General features: G+C 43.5%; 22 protein-coding genes and 3 pseudogenes. 17 read left to right on the top strand and 8 right to left on the bottom strand.

What is annotated here, in order from left to right:
* Positions 1–386: 386 nt before the first annotated feature.
* The 4 genes and pseudogenes from V3C63_RS11255 to V3C63_RS11270 form a co-directional block, all read right to left on the bottom strand.
* Positions 387–1,458 (bottom strand): annotated as a pseudogene (locus V3C63_RS11255) (IS256 family transposase); the annotation flags it as partial.
* 199 nt (positions 1,459–1,657) lie between these two features.
* Positions 1,658–2,848: a carbon-nitrogen hydrolase family protein gene (locus tag V3C63_RS11260; RefSeq protein ID WP_329888013.1), complete on the bottom strand. Its 1,191-nt coding sequence runs from the start codon at positions 2,846–2,848 to the stop codon at positions 1,658–1,660.
* A gap of 412 nt (positions 2,849–3,260) precedes the next feature.
* Positions 3,261–3,803 carry a hypothetical protein gene (locus V3C63_RS11265; protein WP_329888015.1) on the bottom strand — a complete coding sequence of 181 codons (543 nt, stop codon included), beginning with the start codon at positions 3,801–3,803 and terminating at the stop codon, positions 3,261–3,263.
* Positions 3,804–4,060: 257 nt separating this feature from the next.
* Positions 4,061–4,951, bottom strand: a complete 891-nt coding sequence (locus V3C63_RS11270) for a LysR family transcriptional regulator (protein WP_329888016.1) — start codon at positions 4,949–4,951, stop codon at positions 4,061–4,063.
* A gap of 275 nt (positions 4,952–5,226) precedes the next feature.
* Here V3C63_RS11270 and V3C63_RS11275 point away from each other — a divergent pair, with 275 nt between their 5' ends.
* The 5 genes from V3C63_RS11275 to V3C63_RS11295 all read left to right on the top strand — a co-directional run bounded on the left by V3C63_RS11275 (position 5,227) and on the right by V3C63_RS11295 (position 10,026).
* Positions 5,227–6,363 (top strand): acyl-CoA dehydrogenase family protein, encoded by a 1,137-nt coding sequence (locus V3C63_RS11275; protein ID WP_329888017.1) that lies wholly within the window; start codon positions 5,227–5,229, stop codon positions 6,361–6,363.
* Between the two features lie 101 nt (positions 6,364–6,464).
* Entirely contained in the window at positions 6,465–7,274 is an 810-nt protein-coding gene (locus V3C63_RS11280; protein WP_329888019.1) for an enoyl-CoA hydratase-related protein, read from the top strand.
* Positions 7,275–7,336: 62 nt separating this feature from the next.
* Positions 7,337–8,884 carry an acyl CoA:acetate/3-ketoacid CoA transferase gene (locus tag V3C63_RS11285; protein WP_329888021.1) on the top strand — a complete coding sequence of 516 codons (1,548 nt, stop codon included), beginning with the start codon at positions 7,337–7,339 and terminating at the stop codon, positions 8,882–8,884.
* A 96-nt stretch (positions 8,885–8,980) separates the two neighbouring features.
* Complete coding sequence (locus V3C63_RS11290) at positions 8,981–9,232, top strand: hypothetical protein (protein WP_329888023.1); 252 nt, start codon at positions 8,981–8,983, stop codon at positions 9,230–9,232.
* Positions 9,233–9,588: 356 nt separating this feature from the next.
* Positions 9,589–10,026, top strand: a complete 438-nt coding sequence (locus tag V3C63_RS11295) for a hypothetical protein (protein WP_329888025.1) — start codon at positions 9,589–9,591, stop codon at positions 10,024–10,026.
* Positions 10,027–10,390: 364 nt separating this feature from the next.
* On the opposite strand, the pseudogene V3C63_RS11885 reads toward V3C63_RS11295, so the two are convergent.
* A pseudogene (locus V3C63_RS11885) lies at positions 10,391–10,504 on the bottom strand (IS200/IS605 family transposase); the annotation flags it as partial.
* 154 nt (positions 10,505–10,658) lie between these two features.
* Positions 10,659–11,075, bottom strand: a complete 417-nt coding sequence (locus tag V3C63_RS11305; protein WP_329888028.1) for a DUF4854 domain-containing protein — start codon at positions 11,073–11,075, stop codon at positions 10,659–10,661.
* Between the two features lie 179 nt (positions 11,076–11,254).
* Between V3C63_RS11305 and V3C63_RS11310 the strand changes: the two genes are divergently transcribed.
* Positions 11,255–12,673 (top strand): sodium-dependent transporter, encoded by a 1,419-nt coding sequence (locus V3C63_RS11310; protein WP_329888029.1) that lies wholly within the window; start codon positions 11,255–11,257, stop codon positions 12,671–12,673.
* 59 nt (positions 12,674–12,732) lie between these two features.
* Here the strand turns inward: V3C63_RS11310 and V3C63_RS11315 are convergent, their stop codons facing one another.
* Positions 12,733–14,508, bottom strand: coding sequence for an Rqc2 family fibronectin-binding protein (locus V3C63_RS11315; protein ID WP_329888030.1), 1,776 nt, complete (start codon positions 14,506–14,508; stop codon positions 12,733–12,735).
* 130 nt (positions 14,509–14,638) lie between these two features.
* Here V3C63_RS11315 and dapF point away from each other — a divergent pair, with 130 nt between their 5' ends.
* From dapF to priA, 5 genes are read left to right on the top strand one after another with little or no spacing between them, the layout of a single operon-like run.
* On the top strand, positions 14,639–15,478 hold the full coding sequence (dapF, locus tag V3C63_RS11320; RefSeq protein ID WP_329888031.1) for a diaminopimelate epimerase: 840 nt from the start codon (positions 14,639–14,641) through the stop codon (positions 15,476–15,478).
* Entirely contained in the window at positions 15,475–16,353 is an 879-nt protein-coding gene (locus tag V3C63_RS11325; RefSeq protein ID WP_329888032.1) for a YicC/YloC family endoribonuclease, read from the top strand. Before dapF ends, V3C63_RS11325 begins: the two co-directional genes overlap by 4 nt.
* Positions 16,354–16,405: 52 nt before the next feature.
* Positions 16,406–17,041, top strand: a complete 636-nt coding sequence (gmk, locus tag V3C63_RS11330) for a guanylate kinase (protein ID WP_329888033.1) — start codon at positions 16,406–16,408, stop codon at positions 17,039–17,041.
* A complete protein-coding gene (gene rpoZ, locus V3C63_RS11335) occupies positions 17,031–17,375 on the top strand; it encodes a DNA-directed RNA polymerase subunit omega (protein WP_329888034.1) in 345 nt (114 codons plus the stop codon). The genes gmk and rpoZ overlap by 11 nt, the downstream gene beginning before the upstream one ends.
* A gap of 12 nt (positions 17,376–17,387) precedes the next feature.
* Entirely contained in the window at positions 17,388–19,607 is a 2,220-nt protein-coding gene (priA, locus tag V3C63_RS11340; RefSeq protein WP_329888035.1) for a replication restart helicase PriA, read from the top strand.
* Positions 19,608–20,048: 441 nt separating this feature from the next.
* Here priA and V3C63_RS11890 read toward each other — a convergent pair.
* Positions 20,049–20,294 (bottom strand): annotated as a pseudogene (locus V3C63_RS11890) (IS110 family transposase); the annotation flags it as partial.
* 291 nt (positions 20,295–20,585) lie between these two features.
* On the opposite strand from V3C63_RS11890, the gene def reads away from it, so the two are divergent.
* The 6 genes from def (at position 20,586) to V3C63_RS11375 (ending at position 26,189) form a co-directional block, all read left to right on the top strand.
* Positions 20,586–21,104, top strand: a complete 519-nt coding sequence (gene def, locus V3C63_RS11350) for a peptide deformylase (RefSeq protein ID WP_273267799.1) — start codon at positions 20,586–20,588, stop codon at positions 21,102–21,104.
* Positions 21,097–22,038 (top strand): methionyl-tRNA formyltransferase, encoded by a 942-nt coding sequence (gene fmt, locus V3C63_RS11355; RefSeq protein ID WP_329888036.1) that lies wholly within the window; start codon positions 21,097–21,099, stop codon positions 22,036–22,038. The genes def and fmt overlap by 8 nt, the downstream gene beginning before the upstream one ends.
* 67 nt (positions 22,039–22,105) lie before the next feature.
* Positions 22,106–22,798, top strand: coding sequence for a zinc metallopeptidase (locus V3C63_RS11360; protein WP_329888037.1), 693 nt, complete (start codon positions 22,106–22,108; stop codon positions 22,796–22,798).
* Between the two features lie 7 nt (positions 22,799–22,805).
* A complete protein-coding gene (gene rsmB, locus V3C63_RS11365) occupies positions 22,806–24,128 on the top strand; it encodes a 16S rRNA (cytosine(967)-C(5))-methyltransferase RsmB (protein ID WP_329888039.1) in 1,323 nt (440 codons plus the stop codon).
* Positions 24,129–24,320: 192 nt separating this feature from the next.
* Entirely contained in the window at positions 24,321–24,851 is a 531-nt protein-coding gene (locus V3C63_RS11370) for an HD domain-containing protein (protein WP_329888040.1), read from the top strand.
* 138 nt (positions 24,852–24,989) lie between these two features.
* Positions 24,990–26,189 carry an isocitrate/isopropylmalate family dehydrogenase gene (locus V3C63_RS11375; protein ID WP_329888041.1) on the top strand — a complete coding sequence of 400 codons (1,200 nt, stop codon included), beginning with the start codon at positions 24,990–24,992 and terminating at the stop codon, positions 26,187–26,189.
* The last annotated feature ends 176 nt before the right edge of the window (positions 26,190–26,365 follow it).

Consider the following 26,365-nt stretch of genomic DNA (forward strand, 5'->3'; position numbering starts at 1 on the left):
ACAATAACGAACGGATTCAGAGCAAAACAAAATGGATGCCTCCTGTAAAATACAGGAGAACATCCATCTATTGCTAACCTAGGTTCCAATGATGTGTCCAGGATTTTGGGTACATATCAGGATCTGACAGGCTCTTTTTAGTTATACACAAAAATGTCCCAGAAAATATTCTACAAGTCAAAGTATTTGAATAAACTGAGTTATTCAATGTATTTTTAATGTATTTATGCAGAACATTTTAAAGGAGGGAATACTCAATAATTCAGATAGTGTCAAGTAATATTCGCAAAAACCATCGGGGCGAATGCTCCAGATGATTATGCGGCAGTCTCTGGTAGCAGAACTGCCAGTGAATCCTCCCGCATGTAACTTCTGGAACTAGACTAGTCTTCTGAGTATTCCATCAGATAAGCCGTCACCAGACGTACATAGGATGATTCATTGGGGAAGATTCCGATGACGCTGGTGCGTCGGCGGATCTCCCGGTTCAGCCGTTCGATCATGTTGCTGGACGAGATTTTTCTCTGATCCAGTTCCGGATAGCTGTAGAATACCAGCGAATCCTCAAGACCCTCTTCCAGGCATCTGACAGCTTGCGGAAGTCGGGCTTCATACTTGTCCATCAAAGCACCAGCACGTTCTCTGGCGATCTTGTCATCAGGTGCGAGCCAGATGGCTTTCAGTTCGGAAGCAAAAGATTTCTTCTGCTTTTGAGGTACATGTGCAAGGATGTTCCGCATAAAATGAACTTTGCAGCGCTGCCAGGATGTGCCGGGGAAGCTCTGCTTTATGGCTGAGACCAGACCCTTGTTGGCATCACTGATGATCAACTTCGGCGTCTGCAGTCCGCGCTCCTTCATACGGCTGAATACGCACTGATAGGAACTAAGAGATTCATCAGACATCGGCTCTACGGCCAGCCCATCACGCTTCCCGTGTTGATCCACGCCGCAGACAACGATAATTGCCTCACTGATTACATGTCCGTCAATGCGGAGATCTTCATACAAAGCATCCGTCCAGAGAATCGGATAAAAAGACCTCTCCAGTAGACGATTGCGGAACCGGTCAACCTGCTCATTCAGCCCCTTGGTCATTTCACTGACCTGGGATCTGGAAATCCCGTTGATGCCGAGCTGCTTTGCCAGGCGTTCGATCTTTCTGGTCGATACGCCGTTGACATAGGCTTCCTGAACGACTTCTATCAGTGCAGCACTCCGCTGCTTATAGGCGTTCACGAAGAACGGAATATATCCGCCCTGGCGGACCTTGGGAACCATAAGGTACATCGTTCCCAGCCTGGTATCCAGACGCCTTGGACGATAACCGGGATCTGTAACCTGCACGGCTGTTCGTGCGCTCGCTTTTGTCTGCACTGAGCTGAATGGATACTTCGGCCTCCATCATCTGGTCGCACAGCCATTCGAGCATGCTGAGCATCGGATCCGGTTGATTCATAAAACTGAATAGTTAATGTGGAAAGATTTGTGTTACTCTGTTTCTGAGCCATCGAGAGTTCTCCTTTGTAGTTGTTTGTTTTGTCGCAAATCATTCTACATGAGCCTCGATGGCTTTTCCATTGCCTATTCAGTTTTTGCGAACATTATTGTACTCTATCATAATTCAGTTTATATATTATGCTTTATGATGTTGCTGATTATTTCTGAGAATTCATAATCTTATCAGTCAAGGCTTCCAATCGTTGCAGTTTGATCTCATATTCTTCAGAGATTTGTTTAAGAGACTGAGAATCAGGTTCTTTTACAGCTACTGGATTGCCAATGGCATCTGTCAAGTTCAAATTGACATTGTGGTTCTTATCCAAGAAGAGTTTGACAACATCAGGCCTGGAATAATGACCGATTCCGTCAAAATAGATTTTAGCTGCCTTGATCTCGTTGGCATAACAGTCAGCGTAGACGATGGTGTCTTCGTTGATGACAGGACCTCCGATAAATTCCATAAATGGATTGACAATACAGCTTCCGCCGTTGGCCCACTCATAATTGAAATGGTCGCTTGTTTTGATCTGCTCATAACCGGATTCAAAGTCTTGATCGCGAAGCAAGCCTTGTGCACAGAGAACGAAGCAACCGGATTGGAAAGCATATTCGCGGATTGACACCATGTTGTCACATCCGAATCCATATGGTTCTTCATTTTTCGACAGCGCGATCCCGGTTCTGTTCGGACGTTCCCCTTTTCCCCACATACTATATGTTCCTGGGAAATTGGCAATATGGAATTCCTCGCCCAGTAACATCTGTGCAACACGAACGAGAAGCATATGGTGTTCCCAACAGATCAATCCGCCGATACGACCGATGTCTGTCTTATAGACATCAAGATCAGAACCGTCACCATTTCCCCAATATGTTCTTTCAGTATAAGTAGGCATCAGTTTACGGTGACGTCCCATAATAGATCCATCTTTGCCGAAAAAGATCTGTGTGTTATAGAAAGTTTTGCTGGCCTCTTCATCGCTCATTTCATGAACGCCCATGACACAGTACACGCCAGCTTCTTTACAAGCTTGCCCGATTATATCGGTATCATCACTCGGGATAACGATGGAATTGTCCCAGAGCCCCATATTCCAAAGACTCCATTCTTCTTTGTCACTTTCGTACCCGCCGGTGTAGTAAGCAGGGAATACGGGAATATACGTTTCAGAGAAAGCAACCAGTTCTGCTCCGTTTGCGCCGGCTTCCTTGATGCGGTCACAGGCAATTTTAATCTGTTTTTCTTTGTTGAAAACAAGTTGAGGAGCTTGGATACAAGCGACTTTGACTTTTTCTCTCCCTCCCATAATACGTTTATCTGGTTTGGATTTTCCTGGCCGTGGCATATTGAATCTCCTCTCTTCATTTGTGATTAATAATAGTAAGCACATGTTCTGGAAATATGGATCTGGAGTCATCTAAAAACCATTATTTATCCATAATACGTTTACCCAATTTAAAATTTATCAGCTATGACACTCCTTTCTTTAATTTTATGTTGTTTAAGAAAAGCACAATTGTTCTAAAAGATGTGAGGCCCTGAGTTTATCTAAGAATAAAACGCCGTTTATCCATAATATATCTAACTGATTTGAAATTTATAGCCGTAGTAATCGAATCTCCTTTCTTTATATTGTGTTTAAGAACAGCAAGTGCTTGTTTCAGAGATTTAGGGCCGGAATCGCCTAAAACAAAACTTTATATTCGGTTACCATAATAGCGACCCGCTTGGTAAAAATTGATATTTTAGATTATCAATTAATTTTTAAACAATTGTTTCCCAAGAGACATATTGATGCCGGCATGGATATGCATGAATGCAATCTGAGCATAAAATCCTAGAATAGCTACTCCAAGGAGACCGATCCCTCCAAGCTTATTGAAAAATACCGGTTCAAGTCCACATCCTCCTAATCCAAGGCTTAAAACGCCAATCCATGCAAAAATCCAAATCAAGAAAAATGTCAGTGGATTATCTTTCACCCCTCGTGTACTTAATAGCATCAGCAGGCCGATTACAACGTTTGGGATTGCGAGGATTAATTCATTCAATGAGAAACTTAACCCGATGAGAATATTGGTTACTCCGCCAAAAACACCAAAGAAAAAAGCGAAAATAATATTCATATTTCCCCAAAAAGGATCGTATTTAATTCGCTCTCGAGCTCCAAGATAGAATAGACCACTTACAGATAACTGAAGTACTCCCAATGTAAATGCAAAGTCATCACCGAGAAAGTTAAAATTAGCTAGAAAGAAGAAAAATGAGAAGAGAGAGAAAACACAAACATCACTGATCAAGTTTTCTTCTACTACTCGAGCGCCACTTTCGATTTTTACAGAAATTGTTTTTTCTTGATTTTTTCACTGTTATTTTGTGTGTGCATTACACGGCTCCTTTCTTTAACCTTAGGTTTTGAGATAAGTATTCCTTTTCAATTCTATTTTGATTATAGAGGCAATAATAGCAGATTGTAAAATACCTAAAATGAAAAAATCTATGCGGAAAGTGCATAGATTTTTTCATTTAAAGATATGGAGCAGAGAAGATGTGCTCTTTATAAGGTGGTCTGATAATTATCCTGTAAGAAACGAATTAGATTTTTTAGATCGTTATCTATATGCCCCCCTCTTTTCGTGATTGCTACAATTTGCCAAAAACCATGGTTGCCTTTAATAGGAATACCCTTTAAATGTCTGCCAAAGATAGGCAATATTGGATTAGGAAATATGGTTATGCCACTGCCTGATGCGACTAGCTGCGCAAGAAAATCCCAACTAGAACTCAATGTGGATATTTTAGGGGAATATCCCGATTCTCTGCACATCGCCATAAAACTGGCGTTAATCTGATAGGTTTCATCAAGTAAAACAAATGTTTCATCACGAAGATCTTCAATGTCTATCTCCATATCCATAGTAGCCAGTGGGTGTTCCGGCGGAACAACCACTACTAGATGATCAGTAATGACAGGATAAGTGTCAAATCGACCGTCTCCAAAGGATTTCATAATTAAAGAAACATCTAAACTTTCATTCACAACCTTTTTAGATAAAGGGATGCTTCCTTCTACAATAAGATTCAGACGCAAACGATTGATATTCTGGTTCTGAAAGCTCATCAAAACAGGAGCCAGAAGCGTATTCAGAATTGTAGGAACACCAAGAGAAAGGATTTTTTTCTCATCTTCAGAGTAGCGATTCATCTGATTTTCTAGTTTTTCAAAGCTATTAAGTATTTTCGTCCCTTCTTTAAATAGGTATTCCCCTGCATCTGTTAATTGAAAATAATGCGTGGAGCGATTAATAAGAATAATGTTAAATTCTTTTTCCAGAGCTTGCACAGAGCGAGTCAAAGCAGACTGAGAGGTTAGTATTTTTTCGGCAGCTTTAGAAAAGTTCTTTTCTTGAGCAATATGAACAAAATGATATAGATTTCGATATTCCATAAGAGACCTCCAAAGAACGGTTTGCATTGATGTGTTTGGATGAGCGGTTTGGAATCTAGAAGTATCGTAGCACACGCAAGTCTTAAATCACAACATACAATATGCAGTAATATAAGCTCTGTTTATACTCATAGTGCATAAATAATTTTCATTTTTATATTTCACATATTTAATTATTCATTTTATAGTTGATTATATTGAAAGTGAGAGTTTTAAAATTCAAAGGCTTCGCACCAGTAATCAAAAAAGATTTGGAAAAAAGAAAGGGGATCGCTATGGGTTTTAAATTTACAGATGAACAATTGAGTATTCAACAGTTGGCTCGTGAGTTTACAAAAAAGGAAATTGAACCGCGCGGCCGTGATATGGATGAGAGTGGTTGGTCACAGGAATTGTATCAAAAATATGTAGAGACGGATCTGCAGTCCACGCCGATTCCAGAAGAATATGGCGGTGTGGGGCTGAGCGATGTTGAATGTGCCATCATTACACATGAACTGGCCAGAGGTGACGCCGGATTTGCCATGGCCATGGAAATCAGTTGGGTGTGTACAGATATGATTCTGCATCATGGCAGCGATGAACAAAAAGAAAAGTATCTGATAGGAGTAAGTGAAGGTAAGTTGTTTTCCTTCTGCCTGACAGAACCAGATTCGGGTTCAGATGCTGCGGGCATGAAGACAAGAGCGAAAAAACAGTCGGATGGCAGTTGGATATTAAATGGTTCAAAGGCGTGGATCACCAACTCAGGGATTGCAGATTATTATATTGTAATGGCTGTGACAGATCCAGCGAAGAAGGCAAAAGGTATCTCCACATTTCTTGTGGATAAAGGTACTCCGGGCATGGTCATTGGCAAAGAAGAAGACAAGATGGGCATGCGAAGTTCGGATACACATGGGGTTTATTTTGATGATATGAGACTTCCGGCTGAAGCATTGCTCGGTGAGGAAGGGATGGGCTTCGTGTATGCGATGGAAGGACTTGATGGTGGCCGTGTCAGTTGTACTGCCATTTCTACAGGTATTGCAGAACATGCATTAGAGTTGGCAAAGGCATATGCACTTGAAAGAGAAACATTTGGGAAACCAATTGCAAAACATCAGGCGATTGCGTTTAAAATAGCAGACATGGCTATGTACACAGAAGCCATGCGCTTGATGCTGTATAACGTAGCAGAGATGAAAGCCAGTGGTCAGCGTTGTTCCCTACAGGCTGCAGAAGCGAAGCTTTTTGCATCTTCACACGCAACACAAATCTGTCTGGATGCCATTCAGGTGTTTGGTGGAAATGGTTATAGCAAGGAATATCGTGTCGAACAATTGGTTCGAGACAACAAATTAATGGAAATTGGCGAAGGAACAAATGAAGTTCAGCGTATTGTCATAAGCGGTGCAATTCTGAAGGGGTAAAAAGTTCCATATTATCTATACCGTGTTGATACTTTTGCAAACAGGAACCTCTTCTGAGTCCACTCGTAAGAGAAGACGAATAAAGAAAGGGGTGGAAAATTATGAAAGAATACCATTTTTTTAAACAGAATCAAAACAATAAGATCCTTACCATTAAGATTTCCCGGTTGGAAGCATTAAATGCGCTCAGCACAGAAGTTGTTACAGAACTCGGACAATTGATTGATGATGTTTCAAAAATGATTGATGATGTGTGGGTAGTTATTTTTACTGGCGACGGTGATAAATCTTTTGTTGCAGGCGGTGATATAAAAGAAATGTATGTCAAAAATCCAGACGAAGCCGTTGCGTACGCACAGTTGGGACAGAGTGTTTTATATAAGATCGAAAATATGCCACAGCCGACAATCGCTGCAGTTAACGGGTTTGCTCTTGGAGGCGGAACGGAGCTTGCAATGGCATTTGATATCCGGATTGCTTCAAACAAAGCGGTTTTCGGACAGCCAGAAACAGGACTCGGGATTATTCCCGGATTTGCTGGGACACAACGTCTTCCGCGGCTTGTAAGCAAATCGGATGCGAAGTGGCTGATCTTTTCTTCTGACAGAATCAATGCAGAAGAGGCTCTTCGAATAGGCCTTGTTTCCCGTGTGGTTCCACATGAACAGCTGATGAATGAAGCTATGAAAATGGCGAAGAAAATTGCTTCTAACAGCCCGTATGCTGTACGCTTGGCAAAGAAATCTATCAATCAGGGGCTTGAAATGGATTTTTGGTCTGGAAATATTTATGAACGTCATGTGTTTGGCTTGTGTTTCACCAATGAAGACCAGGTGGAAGGTATGCGTGCGTTTATTGATAAAGATAAAGTCACATTTACTGGCAATGCGCTGTCGAAAGGGAAACAATAAAGAACAGGAGATAGCGCTATGTTGTGCATGTTTGTTTACATGTAAGCCGGAAAGGATAGGATATGCATAAGATTATTACAGGGCAGCAAGCAGCAGAGCTGGTAAAAGATGGAGCGACAGTCGTCTGCACAGGCATTATTGGATCTTCTTTTGCAGAGTATATTGCACTGTGTCTGGAAAAGCTTTTTTTAGAGACAGGGCATCCTAATCATTTGACATTATCTTGTAGTGCAGGAATTGGTGATAACGAGAAACGCGGGTACAGCATTTTTGGGCATGAAGGAATGTTAAAACGTGCTGTTTGTGGCCATTATAATTTATGTCCTGAACTTCAGAAACTTGTCGATAGTAATAAGATTGAAGCTTATCTCATGCCGCAGGGAACTTTATCGCAGCTGTATCGAGAAATTGGTACGGGACGGCCGGGCGTGATTACGAAAATTGGCCTTGGGACTTTAATGGATCCTCGCGTAGAAGGGGGAAAATGTAACGAAAGAGCAAAAGATAATCTTATTGAACTATTGGAATTAGGTGACGAGGAATTTCTTTGGTATAAATCGTTTCCAATAGATGTCGCGATTATCCGTGGAACGAGTGTTGATGAAAATGGAAATCTGACCATAGAAAAAGAATCAACCAGTATGGATCAGTATGCCTGTGCCATGGCTGCCAGACACAATGGAGGAATTGTGATAGCACAGGTTGAACGAATTGTGGAAAATGGGACGTTTTCACCACGTAGTGTGCAAGTGCCCGGAGTTATGATTGACCATGTTGTCATTGCTCCTCCAGAAAATCATTGGCAGCACTATGGATCCGACGTATATGACGCAGCACTGGCTCATGAGATCCGGATTCCGTTAAACCGTTTGCCGCCTATGTCGATGTCTGACCGGAAAATTATTGCACGAAGGGCTGCAATGGAGTTGAAGGAAGATGATATTGTAAATCTGGGGATTGGAGTGCCAGAAGGAATTGCTTCAGTTGCTGTAGAAGAAGGGTTTTCAGATCACATCATTATGTCGGTAGAAAGCGGGCATACCGGCGGTGTTCCGGCATCAGGACTTGCCTTTGGAGGATGTTATAATCCAGATTTTACTACTAATATGACAAGCCAGTTTGATTTTTACGATGGAGGTGGACTGGATGTCAGCTTTCTCGGTGCGGCAGAAGTTGATGCCTGCGGAAATGTAAATGTGACAAAATTTAAAAAGACAGTTGGACCAGGTGGATTCATTAATATTGCACAGTCGACAAAACGTGTGGTTTTTTGTGGAACATTGACAACAGGAGGTCTGAAGGTTTCTATAAAGAATGGTAGTTTGATTATAGATCACGAAGGAAAAAACAAAAAATTTGTAAAACAGGTTCAGCAGATTTCTTTCAGTGGTGAATATGCGGTGAAATCCGGACAGAGTGTTTTGTACATTACCGAACGGGCAGTATTTCGTTTGACAGATAAAGGTGTAGAATTGATTGAAATTGCTCCCGGAATCGAGTTGCAGACACAAGTTTTGGATCAAATCGAATTTGATGTAACGGTCTCTTCGACATTGAAACTGATGGATGCTCGAATTTTTGTGGAAAGCTCCATGGGATTGAAAATATAAGATCAGCCCCGGCCTTACAGGACCGGGGCTCAATGATTTTGCCCAAGGGGAAAGACGAGAGCGGATTTGTTTTGTCTTTATTGCGTGGAGAGAGGATTGATTGCTATGACGATTAGTATTATTTTTATAATTCTTTCACTGGCATTATTAATTTTGTTCGCTTATAAAGGTGTTTCAGTTATTGTGCTGGCACCGCTCCTTGCTTTACTTGCCTATCTGGGATCGTCTGTTCTTATAGGTCAGCCCGGACATTTTCTTGCAGTATTTACAGAAACATTTATGAATGGTGCAGGAAGATTTATTATAAACAATTTTCCGATTTTTTTTGCTGGGCGCTATTTATGGTAAATTCCTTGAAATATTCGGATCGGCAGATGCGATAGCAAACTTTGTCACCGGAAAAATCGGTTCTAAATACGCAATTCTAGCAGGTGTACTGACAGGGGCAATTCTGACATATGGCGGAGTATCCATGTTTGTAGTGGCTTTCGCCATGTATCCCATATGTGCGAAGCTATACAGGGAGGTCAGATGGAACGTATCTGGAGGCAGAACCTTATAATACTTCTTTAGTATCCGTGTACGGTACATGGTCTTTGCTCCTTGCCCTGCTTATATCTATTCTGCTCTGCGTATTCCTGAACAGAAGCAGGTTTAAGTACTACTTTGCCAAAAACTTTTCTGACGGGGTAAGCGGATCATTCTTGGCTATCTTTAACACAGCGTTTGAAAACGGATACGGAACAGTAATTGCAACATTAACGGCGTATGGTGTGATTGCAGGAGGGATTATTGGAATATCGGAAAATCCATTGATTGCCTGCGCTATAGGGACAACTGTAATGGCCGGTGTGACCGGCTCCGGATCTGGTGGCATGACAATCGCTCTGACTACGATAGGTTCAAAACTAATCGAGATGGCAAATGCCAGAGGGCTAAGTCCAGATATTCTGCACAGGATCAGCGTTGTTGCATGTGGCGGTCTGGATTCTCTGCCGCATAATGGTGCGGTTATAACATTGTTGGGTATTTGTGAAATGAGACATAAAGACGGATATCCGGATATAGGAATATGCACAGTGGTTATCCCATTGTTTGCTACATTTCTTTGTGTAGTGCTGGGAAGTCTAGGTGTTTGTTGAAAAATGATAGATTATGTAAATAAAGATCGGATGTTTTCAGTAGAAAGTTGAAGAAAATGTATTTAATCGCCTTGTTGGCATGTTTAACTCTTGGAAAAATAGAAATGATTTTATTATAATTAGGATATTATCACAGGCTCTGAACCCAACCACGCGTTAAACGCGTGGTTGTCATCTGACGGACAAAGCCCTCTGCTCCTGACGGACACATAAGATGTGTAAACACAATCTATCAGCCGCGTTACCTCTATTGTTACCTTTTATTTCTGAATGGATTTGTTCCTGGTATTGTCAGCTGTTCCTCCAATCGATTTGTCTCCAACCGATGGGAAATGTATTCACGGATTTTCTTTTTATTATCTTCACCAATAGCCCGTTTTTTCTCCCGGTAGAAAACCATACGCCTGTGTTTTAGCGCAAACATGACATGGTATTTGCCGTTCCACTTTAAAGGCGATAAATTATTGGTATCATTCATTCACATAATGAATGTACCCTCCCTTTCCGTTCCTTTCCTTGCAGCTAATGGACCGCATTCAAAATGTGACACGATAGGGAGGGCTTTTTCTGTTCAAACTTTTAAGGGCTTTAGAATTACGTGTTAGCCACGTAATTAGTGTTTTTGACGGCTGCTATTTGACAATTCCTTTGTTGTCATAGGTGATGTTATAGAGTGTGTCACCGCTTTTATCTTTTACGACGATTTTCATTTTGATTCCGGAGATATCGGTTTTATCTTCTAATTCCTTGATCAGGTTGACAAAGGTACTCTTTTCCCGGGTAAAAGCAGATTCAAAACTGCTGGTGTATAAACTTTTGCTATCTTCGCTAACATCACTGCCATAATGATAAATATAAGTCACGAGGTTATCTTTGATGTTGATTTCCATATTATTTTTTTTGCCAACATCATCGAGTTCTTTTTGAACCGATTTGTCCTTGTTAACAGCTTCTTCTAAAGTTGAGGCGCCACAGGCTGTGAGGACGCTAACAAATGCTGTCAGAACCAGACACAAAGTAACCAATTGGAGTAGTCTTTTTTTCATCATAATGCTCCTTCTATAATGTACAATAATTAATTGTTTTCATAATAATGGATCAGTAGATAAAAGTCAATTGTCAATAATTATTTATTAAAAAGAAACTTTTCGAGAAAGAAAACCTATGCTATAATTAAAAAAATCTTAAAGCATATATGAAAGAAGTCAAAAGGAGTAAAGGAGTATCTATGGACGAGAAAAAGAAAAGTAAAAAAGGCGGCTTTTCTGGACAGCTGGGCTTTGTGATGGCGGCGGCCGGATCGGCTGTCGGGGTCGGCAATATTTGGCGTTTCCCTTATTTGGCGGCAAAGGACGGCGGCGGCGTTTTTTTGATTGTTTATTTGATTTTGGTGCTGACCTTTGGTTTTACGCTTTTAACCAATGATATTGGCATTGGCAGAAAAACTCAGAAATCATCCATACAAGCCTATGATCAGGTAAAAAGGGGCTGGGGATTTTTGGGGAAAATCACCTTTGCTGTGCCGGCTATTATTATGACCTATTACGCAGTGATCGGCGGGTGGATTTTAAAATATATCATTGTCTATTTAACCGGTGCGGGAAAAGCGGCAGCGGCGGATACTTATTTTACGGGTTTTATCACAGCACCGATTTCTCCAGTTGTTTACGGGCTGATCTTCATGCTTTTAACCATTGTAATCGTATATCGCGGAGTTGAGAATGGAATCGAAAAATTTTCTAAATGGGTGATGCCCGCTCTGTTCGTGATGATTCTGGTAATCGCTGTTTTTTCACTGACCTTATCGCACAAGACAGGTGGTGGCTCAGTGCGGACAGGCATGCAGGGCTTGGGTGTGTATTTAATTCCCAATTTTAAAGGGATGACGTTTGGCCGTTTCATGCAGATTTTGTTGGATGCGATGAGTCAGCTTTTCTTCTCGCTGTCGGTATCCATGGGGATCATGATTACGTATGGCTCTTATGTTAAAAAAGATGTGGATCTCAATCGTTCGATCAATTTGATTGAAATCTTTGACACTGTGGTGGCTTTTTTGGCAGGTATGATGATCATTCCGGCGATTTATGTTTTCTCCGGTGTTAAGGGAATGGCGGCCGGACCGAGCCTGATTTTTGTTTCTTTGCCCAAGGTCTTTGCGGAAATGGGCATTGCAGGGCCGATTGTTGGCGCCGTCTTTTTTGTGATGGTGGCCTTTGCGGCCATGACATCCTGCATTTCGGTGCTGGAGACCCTGGTTGCGAACTGCATGGAAATTTTCAATGCCTCGCGCAAAAAAGTGACATTGATTTTGGGAGCGATCTATCTGGGGATGACCCTCATCATCTGCCTTGGCTATACCGTTTTTTATTTCGAACTGAAGCTTCCCAATGGTTCGGTCGGACAGCTCCTAGACCTTGCCGATTATGTGTCCAATAGTTTCCTGATGCCGATCACATCGCTGCTTTCCTGCATTTTGATCGGCTGGGTAGTCGGGCCTAAATACGTCATTGATGAAATGGAACTCAACGGCGAACATTTCAGACGGCAGCGTGTTTATATCGTGATGGTGAAATATGTCGCGCCGATTATTATGTTTGCGCTGTTCTTGCAGTCGGCCGGTATTTTAAATTTGTTGCACATTCAATAAAGTTTGAATCAAGTCATAAAAAGAGGCTAAACTTATTAGAGTTTAGCCTCTTTTGGCATTTATGCCTCAGTGACCGCTTCAATTTGGTCAATAATTTCGCGCTTAGGTGTTATATACATGGTATTTTGATTGGTGAAAATGACCATCCCGGGTTTCGCCTTGTTGGGTTTATGGACATAGCGGTATTCGACATAATCGACAGGGACATTGGAGCCGTTTTTGGCTTTGCTGTACCAGGCGGCCAGCGCGCCGGCTTCCAGGAGGGTCTGCTCGGTGATAAAGCGGCCGTTGGCAATGATCAAAACATGAGAGCCGGGAATATCTTTTACGTGGAGCCAACAATCTTCATCGGCACCCAGTCGGGTGGAGATGGCATCGTTTTGGTAATTGTTTTTACCAACCAGAATATCGAAGCCTTCCGACGATCGAAAGTGCAGGGGGCGAGAAAAAGTTGGCCTTTGATCTTTTTTGCCTTTATTTTTGGGATTGCCGAATTCAGAATGAATCACTTCATGACGGATCTCGTCTAATTCCTCGGGCTCGGTGCAGTGTTCCAAGGCATTGAGAAGACTCTCCAAATAATAAACTGTGTTTTCGGTCTTTTGGATCTGCTCGGTCACTTGAATTTGCGCGCGCTTGGCCTTATTATATTTTCTATAAAAACGCTGAGCATTTTGCGATGGGGTCTCATTCACTTTTAGCGGGATGGTAACCGATGGGAGTCCCGGAGCATAATAATTGGACAAGGTGACACTTTTCATCCCCTTTTCGATTTGATAAATATTGGCGGTGATTAAATCGCCATAGAGTTTGCTTTTTTCATCCTTTTGAGAATTTTGATAATCCTTGTGGAGATTCTGCAGTTTTTTTGTATTCTTCTTAAACAGAATATTGAGTTGATGCTTCAGATTGGCACTTTTGGTGTCAAAGCGATTTTTTTTATCTTTCTGATAATAAAACCGTTCGAGCAGATCCGATACAGAGTCTGCCGGCTGGCGGTCAAGGCTTTGCAAATAATGCAGTGAAAAGGTGGCAAAGTCCCGAATCTGATGGTTGAAATAATAAAGATAAGGAGAAGCCTGAGCGGTGATTTCCTGATGAATGTCAAAAAAAGAGCGGTGAAAGGCGTTGCTGTTTTTGGACGAGAGAGCGTCCGTGGACTGGTCTTCTGACAAACCGGCGCGAAAACAAATTTCTCGAGCCAAATTGGGGCTGACGCCTAAAAAGCCCTGAACCAAAGCATGAGACAGAGATTCGTGGGGATGTTTAAGCAGCCAGGCGTCTAAATCAGCGTCGGTTTTGCAGTTGAAATAATTTTGCCGCTCCGTTTCCGGCGGGAACTTATAGGGAAGCCCCGGAAGAATTTGCCGATAGCGATTGGATGCTGAACCGATTTTTTTGAGGCAATCGATGATAATAAAAGCGTCGGCTTCCGTCTTGGTTAAAATAATATTGGCATGACGTCCGGTAATTTCAGCAATGAGGGATTTGATTACCGGATCACCGAATTCATTTTTTGTTGCAATATCTAAAAGGATGACGCGGTCGCTTTCGTGCTGGCGGATAGCTTTGATGCGTCCGTTGATGAGATGTTTGCGAAGTGCCATGCAAAAACTCGGCGGTGTGTTCGGATTTTTTTTCTTTTTGTTGGTCAGATGCACGCGAGGCTGATTGGCGTTGGCGGACATCAATAAAACATAATTTGTTTTGCCGCGGTTGATACTCAGGTGGATTTCATCATTTTCCGGTTGGTGAATCTTACGGATATGTCCGCCGAGAAACTGATGTGATAATTCTTGTATTAAATGATAGGTGACAATGCCGTCAAAGGCCATAATATACTCCATTCTCAAATTTGTTGACAGGTCGATCTTTAAAAAAGAATGAATTACATTTTACCCGTTGATGCTTGTTTTTTCAATGTGTTTTAGTTATTATAAAACGATAGTAGAAAGGGAATGACAGATGAAATTTTTGAAGATGCACGGCGCTGGCAATGACTTTATCGTCGTTAATAATCTGGATAAAAGCATGATGTTTTCTCAGAAACAAATCGCGAAGCTATGCGATCGCCACAAGGGAATTGGCGCCGACGGGTTGATTTTGGTTGAGCCTTCGGATGAGGATGCCGCGTTTATGAACTATTATAACGCGGATGGCACTATCGCCCAGATGTGCGGCAACGGCATGCGCTGTTTGGCCAAGTATGTCACCGATCGGCAGATTGTAAAAAAAACACAATTTACGATTGCCTCGCGGACGGGAAGAATCGGCATTAATTTATTAAAGAAGACGCCGGCGAAATCGATAATTCGTGTCGATATGGGCAATGTGGTTTTTTCGGCCCAAAAGATTCCCGTTATTTCGAAGAAAGAAGAAGTGATAGGGGCCCATTTTGATTGGGATGGTGTCACTTATAGTTATGGCTGTGCATCCATGGGGAATCCGCACATGGTCGTGCTGACAGAAGATTTTGACCAAACACCGATTGAAGCCATTGGCCCTTACTATGAAAAGCACGCCATGTTTCCAGAAAATTGCAATATCAGCTTTGCTGAAGTCAAAGACGCAAGTCATATTCGGATGGATACCTGGGAACGTGGAGACGGCAAAACGCTGGCCTGCGGCACTGGAACCTGTGCCACTGTGGCCGTGCTCCATCGTTTAAGAAAGGTCGATACAACTGTGGAAGCGCAGTTGTCCGGCGGGGTTTTAAGCGTTGAATTAGACGGCAATCACATATGGATGACGGGTTCCGCACAAACGGTGTACGAAGGATCGGTTGATGTGGAGGTGCTCCAATGAAAAGCATGACAGGATTCGGCCGTCATGACAATCGCGATGATCAGCGGGCTATTTGTGTCGAGATCAGGACCGTTAATCACCGATATAAAGATTTTTTTGTGAAAGTTCCGCCGATATTAAAATCATTGGAAACCAAAATTCGAGATGAAGCGGCACACTATGTGGCACGCGGCCGCATCGAAATCTGCATTCAATTTGAAATTTTTGATTCTCAGCAAAAGCAAATTGTCTTGAACAAGGCATTGGCATGCGAATATATTAAAACTCTCAATACAATTAAGATGATGGACGCCATGATTTCGGATGAAATTAATATTGATCTGGTTGCGCGTTTCCCGGATATCATCTCCGTTTCAGAGGCGGAAGGCGATGACGTAGCCAATTGGCAAGTACTCAAACCGGTTTTAGATGGTGCACTCGCTCAAGTATCGGCAAGTCGGGAACAAGAGGGGCTGGCCCTTCAGGCAGATATTCAGCATCGCATTACAATCATTCAAAATCACGTTCAAGTGATTCGTGAACAAGCACCGCGGATGGTAACGACGTACCGGAAACAAATTCATGAAAAAGTAGCGGCGTTTCTGGGCGATGCATCAGTGGATGAGAATCGACTGTTGACGGAAGTTGCCGTTATGGCAGATAAGCTGGATATATCCGAAGAACTAACGCGTTTGGATAGTCATCTGATACGCATGGCGAAAATGATCAAGAGTGAAGGCGCCATTGGCCGTAAACTGGATTTTTTGGTTCAGGAAATGAATCGTGAAGCTAATACGATTGGATCCAAGGCAACGGATATCCGTATTTCGGATGCTGTTGTGGATGTGAAAAGTGAAATTGAAAAAATTCGAGAACAAATTCAAAATATTGAGTAGGATAAAAGTTTAGTTTTGATAAAATAGAGATGAAAGGTGATGATTTAAAGAAATGTCCAAAGCAGAAGGCCAAAGAGGGAGTTTAATTGTGGTGTCAGGACCTTCCGGCGTTGGGAAGGGAACCGTTTGTCGAGCGGCAATGGCGCAGAATTCGAATTTAAAACTTTCGGTTTCGGCGACAACGAGAGCACCGCGTCCCGGAGAAAAGGATGGAGTCAACTATTTTTTTTTAGATCAGACCACATTTGAAGAAAGAATTTCCGAGGACGCATTTTTAGAGTATGCCCGTGTGCATGACCATTATTATGGAACCCCCAAAGTCTACGTTGAGCAGCTGCTTGATCAAGGAACAGATGTGATTTTGGAAATCGACGTGCAGGGAGCTTTGCAAATAAAAGAATCATTGGGTTATGGTGTTTATATTTTCGTTGCGCCGCCTTCCCTTGAAGAATTAAAGCAACGTCTGATCGGCCGTCAGTCAGAATCGCCAGAACAAATGGCATTACGCCTTGCAAATGCCTTAAAAGAATTATCTTTGGCAAATCAATACGATTATATCGTGACAAATGACGATTTGGAAAAAGCGACGCGCCAGTTTTTACACATTATAGATGCGCAGCATTGCTTGGCGAAAACCCAATGGACGCGTATCAAACAGATGATAGAAGGAGTAGACGATGAGCAGTAAAACTTATTACGGAAAAGAAGCCAGTGGCCTTCGCTATCCGCCTTTAAATGATTTGATTGACAAAGCACAGAATAAATACGAATTGTGTATCGCAACGGCAAAACGAGCCAGAGAATTAGTGGCCGGAGAAGATCCATTGGTTAAAGTGATCATTGACAATCCGATCTCTGTAGCGACCGAGGAAATTGCGGAGGACGAAGTGAGAATCATCAGCCGTTCGCAGAGCGAAATGGCGGAAGCAACTTCAGAAGGGACGGAAGCACTGTTTGCGAAAGCGGAAGAGAATGAAGCTCCTTCAACTGAGGTTCTCGCTCAAGAGGATTCTGAAGCGTAAAGGGGCACTTTGTTGAGTTTTGCAGCCATTTATTTGCGGCAGACCAATAAACGGCTTGATCATCCTTATGACTATGTCATTCCTGAACGATGGCAATCACGGGTAAAACCGGGTGTTCGCGTGGTAGTCCCTTTTGGAAAAGGAGCCAAACGAACAGAGGGCTTTGTCGTCGCCGTATCGAAAGCATCTGAATTCAAGGGACATTTTCGCGCTATTGAAGCCATTATCGATGAGCGTCCGGTGTTAAATGGCAAGCAGTTAAGGCTTTGCCGATGGCTGGTCGGCTATTATCATTGTTTATTTTACGATGCGTTGAGTTTATTTACCAACCCGGTTAAAGTTCAGATAAAGACGCGACGAAATGCTGACGGGGTGCGTGAAACTTTTTTTGATGTCTACACAGATCCGGGAAAATGGTACCGATTGACGTCAGAAGGGGCGCAAGCAACCTCCCGCGGCAAAATCATGAAAAGTATTATGGCTTTACTAACAAAACAGCCATTGACGGCCAGAGATTTAAAGAAACAATTGGGAAATGTATCTTCCTCGCTGAGAAGCTTATGCCAAAAAGGATGGATAGAAAAAGTTGATCGCCAGGCATTACAGATGGAGCAAGACCAAGCGGTCGATGAAAATTCTTATGAAAGCTCCATTTCAATCAAAACGTCTCCGAGTTTAAAAAAAATAAAACAGTGCCTTGAGGAGAATACGGGAACCAATCAGCGGTTTCCGATCTTTTTTTACCATCAAAACAAATGTGAAAAATGGCAAATTTTTTTAGCCTTGGCCATGGGCTTAAAGGCGAAAGAAACGGGTTTATTGTTGCTCCCGAATAAATATTTTCTGGAGCAATTTTATGAAATGCTGCCACCCGGTGTGCGAGCAGGGGTTCTTTTTTATCACGGAGAGCTTTCACAAAGCAGACGACGGCGCGCATTTGACGATGTGCGGGAAGAACGGTTTCGTTTTGTCGTTGGAACAAGAGCCTCATTATTTTTACCCTATCGACATTTAAAATGGATTATTATAGACGAAGAATCAGACAGCAGCTATGTTTCGGGCGGGAAGCCCCATTATCATACACGGATTCTTGCGGAAAAATATGCGGCACTTATGAAGGCGTCGCTTATTGTGAGCGACACGGTTCCTTCTGTGAACGCGACCCATCGCATTATGACGCATCGGATGCAACTGATTTCTGAATTGCCCTTTGAACCGAAGTATCATTTGAAAATTGTGAACATGCAGGATGAAATGCATACAGGCAATTTGAATTTTATCAGTCATGCGTTAGCGCAGGCTGTGACGGAAACCCTTGAACGTGGTAAAAATGTGCTTATCATGCATAACCGATTGGGTTATGAGACGTATGTATTCTGTCGGGATTGTGGCTATGTGGCGCGTTGCCCTGAATGTGAAAGGCCTTTGAAGACGGACACCCATGGACAGTTAATATGCTCGACTTGTGGAAGGCAATGGCCGATGCCGGACACGTGTCCCTCCTGTAGTGGGCGTCGGTATCGCCCCATGGGGTTGGGGATTGATCAGATCGTGGAGGAGATTAAAAAGTGTTGGCCGGCGTATCCGGTTCTCAAATTGGATGCTCAGGGGCTTGAAGCATCGGGGATGACGGCTGTTAGACAGGATCTGGCCGACAAGGCGTATCGAATCGTCGTTGGCACACACGCTTTATTGAATGTGTCGGATTATCCGGAGGTCGGTCTGAGTGCGGCTGTTTTGATTGATGTGGATTTGAATCAACGGGAATACAATGCCCTGGAGCGAGCCTATCAGCAATATGTTGCTTTTTTTAGTATGGGAGACAACGCCTTATTGCAAACTTATGATCCGGATCAGGATTTGGTGCGAGCGTTGGCAAGCGGAGAATACCGTGATTTTTATCAATCGGAAATAAGGTATCGCAAAGCTATGGCGTATCCGCCTTTCGGCCATTTGATTTTCTTTAAAATTTTTGGGAAAGAAGCAAAACAAGTGGAAAGGGACAGCCGGATGCTTTATCGTTGGCTTCAAAAATTAAATCAGTATCGGCAAACAAAGGTTTATCGTCCGGTTAAGATGAATGCCATGATGGAGAATCAGCGGGCAATGGTTCGTATTATTGTTAAGACCCAAAACGTCAGGACGGTCTCGCGATATATCCAAAAACTGATCCGCGGTGGTTATCTTGAAAAGTTGCCGTCAAAAATTGCAATGATGATTGATCCAGTATAAATAGTGAAAGCCTACTAAATAAAAAGTCAAGCAAAAATCAGGAGGCAGAAATGAAGGGATAAAAATAAGACTACCATGTTAATGCCGGTCAAAGAAAAGAGAGGGCTATAAAAGAGATTGATTCAGCAGAGCTTTGAGCAGCGATACATTCTTTGACTTTGCCGTAATAGATTCGCAGAAACTTGTTGGCTCCGGCTGTCATATAAACCAGATAAGAGCTTCCCTTCGGATTTCTTTTTCAGGACGTAATCGATCCATTTCTCACAGCCGTCAGAGCGTATGGGACTGTTGAACAGCTCATTTGCGCCGGGATATGTCAGATCAAGGAGAGAGGTTGTTCTTCAAAGCGCCCTTTTGCTGTATGAAGAAATGAAACTGCGTATTCAGCGTTTTCATTTGCGCTTGTGTATTATCCATCGCTGAATGCTGACGCAGAAACGGCCACTTGTCAAGCGCATACTGAGCGATTTTCTTGGCATCGGCCGGATCAGACTTGACCTTATAATGGCCGGTTGTCTCCATGACGACCCGTGTTTCACCATCCAGGCTTCTGACATAAGAGACAAGTTCAGAAAGTTCTCTGACAGAGTGACGGACATGAAAAGGCTTATGCACGATTTCACCTGCGGGTCGTAGGACTGCAACCGTGCTCTTGCCTTTTGAAACATCAATGCCAACAGCGTTCAACATAGAAAAACACTTCTGAAGAAAAATAATGCGGTGGGCCAAACATTCCTCACCGCTTATTCAATCTCCCGGGGTATCAAGCGAACACACGGGATGTGGTTCAACCTGCGTAAACCGAACAGCTGCGAATGAGTGGATGGCAGACAGGCTTTCCGACGGGCGTAAAGTCCAAGGAGGAATCCGTTCGAACCAATGCTACTACATTCTAACAGCTTTAGCAATGAGAGGATCATATCCCAACTGGCTGTTGGGATATATGACCACTATACTTTTATATTAGGAGGAGAAAAGATGGCGATTAGAAAATTAAGATATTATGATGATCCCATTTTGCGCAAACGGGCGCGGGAGATCACAGAAATTAACGATCGTATTAAAACATTGGCCGCCGATATGCTTGAAACCATGTATGACGATGATGGCGTCGGCTTGGCGGCTCCCCAGGTTGGCGTTTTGAGACAGCTGGTGGTGATCGATGTGGGGCAGGGGCCTATCACGATGATCAATCCGGAAATCGTCAGCCAGTCCGGTTCGATTGTGGATTCCGAAGGATGTTTGAGTTTCCCGGATGAAGCGGGCTATGTCGAGAGACCGGAATATGTGACGGCACGGTTTACAAACCTGGAAGGGCAGCGTTGTGAAGTCAAGGGGCATATGCTTCTGGCGCGGGCGATTTGCCATGAGCTCGATCATTTGAACGGGGAAGTGTTTATCGATAAAAAAATTCCGGTAGAAAAAGCAGAGGTCATGATTGCAGAACAGGAAAAACGTCTGGCAAAAGAAGGCAAGATCGGAGAAGACGATGCGTAGCCGCGTCGTGGTAATGGGAACCACAGATTTTGCGGTTCCGATGCTCAATCGGCTGGTAGACAGCGATTATGAAGTTGTTGCGGTCGTGTGTCAGCCGGACCGCCCAAACGGTCGTGGGAAAAAAATGCGAGCGTTGCCGATGAAACAACGAGCCCTGGAGCTCGGACTTTCTGTTTATCAGCCGGAAAAAATCAGAAATGTATCAGCGATTGACTATTTAAAATCATTGCGGCCGGATTTTTTTGTCGTTGCGGCCTATGGACAAATTTTATCGCAGGAAGTATTGGATATCCCAACCTATGGATGCCTGAATATTCACGGATCTTTGCTGCCGGAATACCGCGGCGCGGCGCCGGTTCATCACGCGATTATTGATGGGAAAGCGGAAAGCGGCGTGACCATTATGAAAATGGACCTTGGGATGGATACCGGCGATATGCTGGCTCAAAAAATCATTCCGATTACGGATACAACGACAGTTGGTAAAATGCACGACGCGATGGCAGCAGCCGGTGCCGGTTTGATTCTGAATGTGATGGCTCAAATCCAAAATGGAACGGCTCAGGGTATTGAGCAGGATTCGGCGAAAGCGACCTACGCAGAAAAAATTGATAAAAATACCGGGCGAATCGATTGGCATCAAAGCGGTTTTCAAATTTTGCGGCGCATTAACGGCACCGATCCCTGGCCCGGAGCCTGGACAACGTTGGACGGCAAAACCCTCAAATGTTTTTCACCGGTGCAGCTGCCCCAAGCGGAAAGGATTGAAGTGCCGGGGTGCATTGTTGCCGCGGACGAAAATCAGGGATTTGTGGTTGCTACTGGCGATGGTTATTTGCAGTTGAATGAAATTCAAATGCCGGGGAAACGCCGGATGCGGGCGACAGACTATTTTCGCGGCAATGCCATTGCCGAGGGGACGGTTTTGTCTTAATTCAGATGGTTTTCAGATCTTCGGCTTATAATGCTTAAAATTTTAAGAAAGTAAAGGAGACCTTGCAATGTTTTTTGATTGGACTTGGCTGATTTTAATTCCGGGCTTAATCATTTCAATGATCGCTCAAGCAAAAGTGTCGTCGGCATTCAACGCTTATAGCAAGGTAAGCGCAAAAAGTGGCATGACAGGACAACAGGTGGCTCAACGGCTGCTCGGCCTAAACCAATTACAAGTGCGCATTCACAGTATCGGCGGCGAATTAACGGACCATTACGATTCGCGCAATAAATCGATGGCGTTATCTGCAGGCGTGGGGCAAAGCGACAGCATTGCGGCAATCGCGGTAGCGGCCCACGAAACGGGACACGCTTGTCAGGACGGACAGGGTTATTTTCCGCTGCGGTTTCGCAATGCCATTGTTCCGCTTTGCAATTTCACGTCAAATGCGGCCTGGCCCCTTTTTTTCATCGGGCTTGTTTTAGGCGGCCGTTATGGCAGCGGTTGGGGATTGATGCTCATGAATATCGGTATTTTATTCTTCGCAGTGGCTCTGGTTTTCTATATTGTTACTTTACCGGTCGAATTTAATGCCAGTTACCGGGCACTGGTTATGTTAAAGCAGTATCGGTTGATCGATGTGTCGGAAGAAAGAGCCGTAAAAAAAGTGTTGGGAGCAGCAGCAATGACCTATGTCGCCAGTACACTGATGGCCTTCTTGAATCTTTTCAGAATGTTGCTCATTCGCGGAAGGAATTAATTGCGCAATGCATCCAAAAAAGAATCAATCGAATAACGCAAGAGAGCAGGCTTACAAAAGCCTGCTTAAAATTAATCGGGAAGGCGCCTTTTCGAATTTGGAAATCCGACAGACGCTTTCCCTTTTGTCATTTAACACAGAAGATGCCCACTTATACACGCTTTTAATTTATGGGGTGTTGCAAAATCAGATATTTTTAGATTATTGTTTGAATCAGTTAATCAAAGAGCCCAAACGGGTTGATTTTAAAACGTGGGAGATCCTTCGCATTGGCGCGTATCAAATATTAAAATTGGATCGCATTCCGGATTACGCCGCAGTTTCGGAAGCGGTTTTGCTGTGCGGGAAGGTCAACCGCAAGGCAAAGGGATTTGTCAACGGCGTTTTGCGAAATCTGATCAGAAATAAAACACGACTATCAGATATTTCCAATGATTCATTTAGAAATGAAAAAGAAGCGCTCGCCGCGAGATATTCCATTCCGCTGTCAATTGTGCATTATTATTTTGAAGCTTATGGGAAAGAGACGGCGCCGACTATCCTTGAGCAAATGAATACACAGGCGCCGCTTTCGGTCCGTGTCAATACACTTAAATTATCCCGGGAAGATTTAGCGGCGAAACTTCAGGCGGAGGGGTTGACGGTAGAAGTTGGTCAGTTGTCTTCGGATTGTCTTTATTTGAAAGGTATTTCGGCGAACGAACTGGTGAAAAGCCGTTGGTTTAAAGACGGGTGGCTCACGATTCAGGATCAAGGCGCAATGCTGGTCGCTGAGCTTTTAGATCCCCGGCCTGACGAGTGCGTTCTTGATATGTGTGCGGCACCTGGCGGCAAAACCACGCATTTGGCGCAGTTGATGTCGGATGCCGGCGAGATCATTGCCAGAGATATTTATTCCTCTCGGCTTCAGTTGATTGAGGATGCGGCAAAACGGTTGGGAATTTCCAATATTAAGACCGAATTGTGGGATGACATTCAACCGCAAAAAGAAGAAGCCGTATTTGATAAAATCTTGCTGGATGCGCCATGTTCGGGATATGGCGTGATTCGCCGCAAACCGGAGATTCGCTATCGTGGGACAAAAGAAGACCGCCGAGCGATCCGTCAAACACAGCACACGCTATTGAACAATGGATTGGATTTGTTGCGTACGGGCGGCAAGCTGGTCTATGCCACCTGCACGATTGATCCGGAAGAGAATAATCGTCAAATTGCACGCGTCGTCCGAGAACGATCCGATGTGATCGCCGAGGCGGAGACAGAGCGGATGACCAGCCCTCTCACCGACGGATGTGACGGCTTTTATATGATTCGTTTGATTAAAAAATAATGCTTGATGACGGCTCTGCGGGGTCGTTTTTTATGCGTTAATTCAGAGAGATCTTTATTTAAAGAATGATTAAATTCTGCTGAAACGATATGGATTTTTATGGATTTGTAAAGATAGCCTGCTATAATGGACAAAGTTTGAGTTTACAATTTAGATACAATTTAAAAGATTGAGTTAGAGGAGTGCTACTGGATGGTTAAAATAACCGATCGCAAGCAGTTTAATGATTTTTATGATTTGACATCTGATATTTTGACGAGTCGGCGCTTTCGGTCATTAAAGCTGGAACCACATCATGGAAACGCTTCGGGACGCTTTGAGCATTGTTTATCTGTCGCCTATTATTCGTTTGTCATTTCGAAAAAGTTGGGGCTGGATTTTAAGTCGGCGGCTCGCGGCGGATTGCTGCATGATTACTTTTTCGATAATTGGCGGGAAGTTAAAAAAGAAGGCAGGGGACTAGACCGAATTCGGCAGTGCCATGGGATGGCTCACCCCAAGAAAGCCCTTAAGAATGCCAGAACAGATTATGATTTGAATGATCGGGAAGAAAACATGATTTTACGTCATATGTTTCCTTTGACAATCACGCCACCGAAATACGGTGAAAGCTGGATTGTTTCGCTGGTTGATAAAGGCGTAGCTATTAGCGAATTGGCGAGGGCCCATACGCCGAGAAAAATCGTGTTGCGACGAAAACTGGCATCAGCAGCGACAATGTAATTATCCGTGGTTGACAGTGCTCGTCTTGCTTTGAATAAAGTACGGGGAGGATGCTGTCTTTTTGATTGTGTATATTTATGCGGGATGCTATAATAAAAAAGTTAAACTAGACATAATGGTATTGCATGGGAGGAAAGAATGGATCATTCAAAAGAAATTGCTGCGGCCAAAGAACATTTTGGCAAAATTCTCACAGAACAATTAGAACGGATTGACCGGCTGAAATCAGAAGGCGATTTTGTTGATTATGCCAGAAAAGAACATATTGTGATCGGCGTCGTCGGAGGCGATGGCATTGGCCCTTTTATTACCAGGGAAGCACAGAAGGTGTTGGAATATTTACTGGCCGATGATATTAAAAGCGGCCGTATTGAGATAAAAGCGATCGACGGTTTGACGATTGAAAATCGTGCAGCGTGTATGCAGGCCATTCCGGACGATGTGCTGGCGGAATTAAAAAAATGTGATGTTATTTTGAAAGGCCCAACCACGACACCGCGCGAAGGCGATCAGTGGCCTAATATTGAATCCGCCAATGTGGCTATGCGCAAGGCTTTGGATTTATTTGCCAATGTGCGGCCGGTGTCGATCCCGGATCAGAGCATCGATTGGACTTTTTATCGCGAAAACACTGAAGGGGGATACGCCGTGGGCTCACGGGGGGTTCACGTCGACGACGATCTGGCCATTGATTTTGTTGTGGCAACCCGGCAGGGATCGGAACGCATCATCCGCGCGGCCTTCGATTATGCACAGAAGTCCGGAAAGAAAAAAGTGACTGTGGTCACAAAAGCCAATGTCATTAAGGCCACTGACGGTAAATTTTTAGACACAGCCAAAGCAGTAGCTAAAGATTATCCCGATGTGGAATGGGATGATTGGTATATTGATATTATGACGGCAAAATTGGTGGACGAAAAACGCCGCCAGCAATTTAAAGTCGTGGTTTTGCCCAACCTTTACGGGGATATCATCACAGATGAAGCAGCGGAACTTCAAGGAGGTGTCGGCACTGCCGGCTCTGCCAATATTGGCAAATACTATGCCATGTTTGAGGCTATTCACGGCTCAGCGCCGCGGATGGTCGATGAAGGTCGGGCACAATATGCGGATCCGTCATCCATTATCAAGGCGGCCGGGATGCTTTTAGATCATATTGGCTATCATGAAGCTTCTCAAAAACTCACCAAGGCCATCGAGGTTTGCAGTGAATACGAAAAAAAACTGGTCTTGACCGGTCGGCCCGACGGGGCGACGGGGGATGCCTATGCACAATACGTGATGGATACGCTTTCCCGGGATGATCTGGATGAAATTTATGCATCCTATGCAAAATAACGAATAGGGAAAAAATCAAAGTTTTAAAAGCCGGGCGCTATGTTCGGTTTTTTGTATCTTGAATTTATAATCTAAGTGCAACAAATAAATAATGACTCATAGCCTTGGTATAATGGTGTTTGCAAAGACATCCAATATTCAAGGAGAAACTATGAGTCACTACAAACATCTTACAC

This window comes from Pseudoramibacter faecis (assembly GCF_036289405.1).
In the GTDB taxonomy this organism is placed as follows: Bacteria; Bacillota; Clostridia; order Eubacteriales; family Eubacteriaceae; genus Pseudoramibacter; species Pseudoramibacter faecis.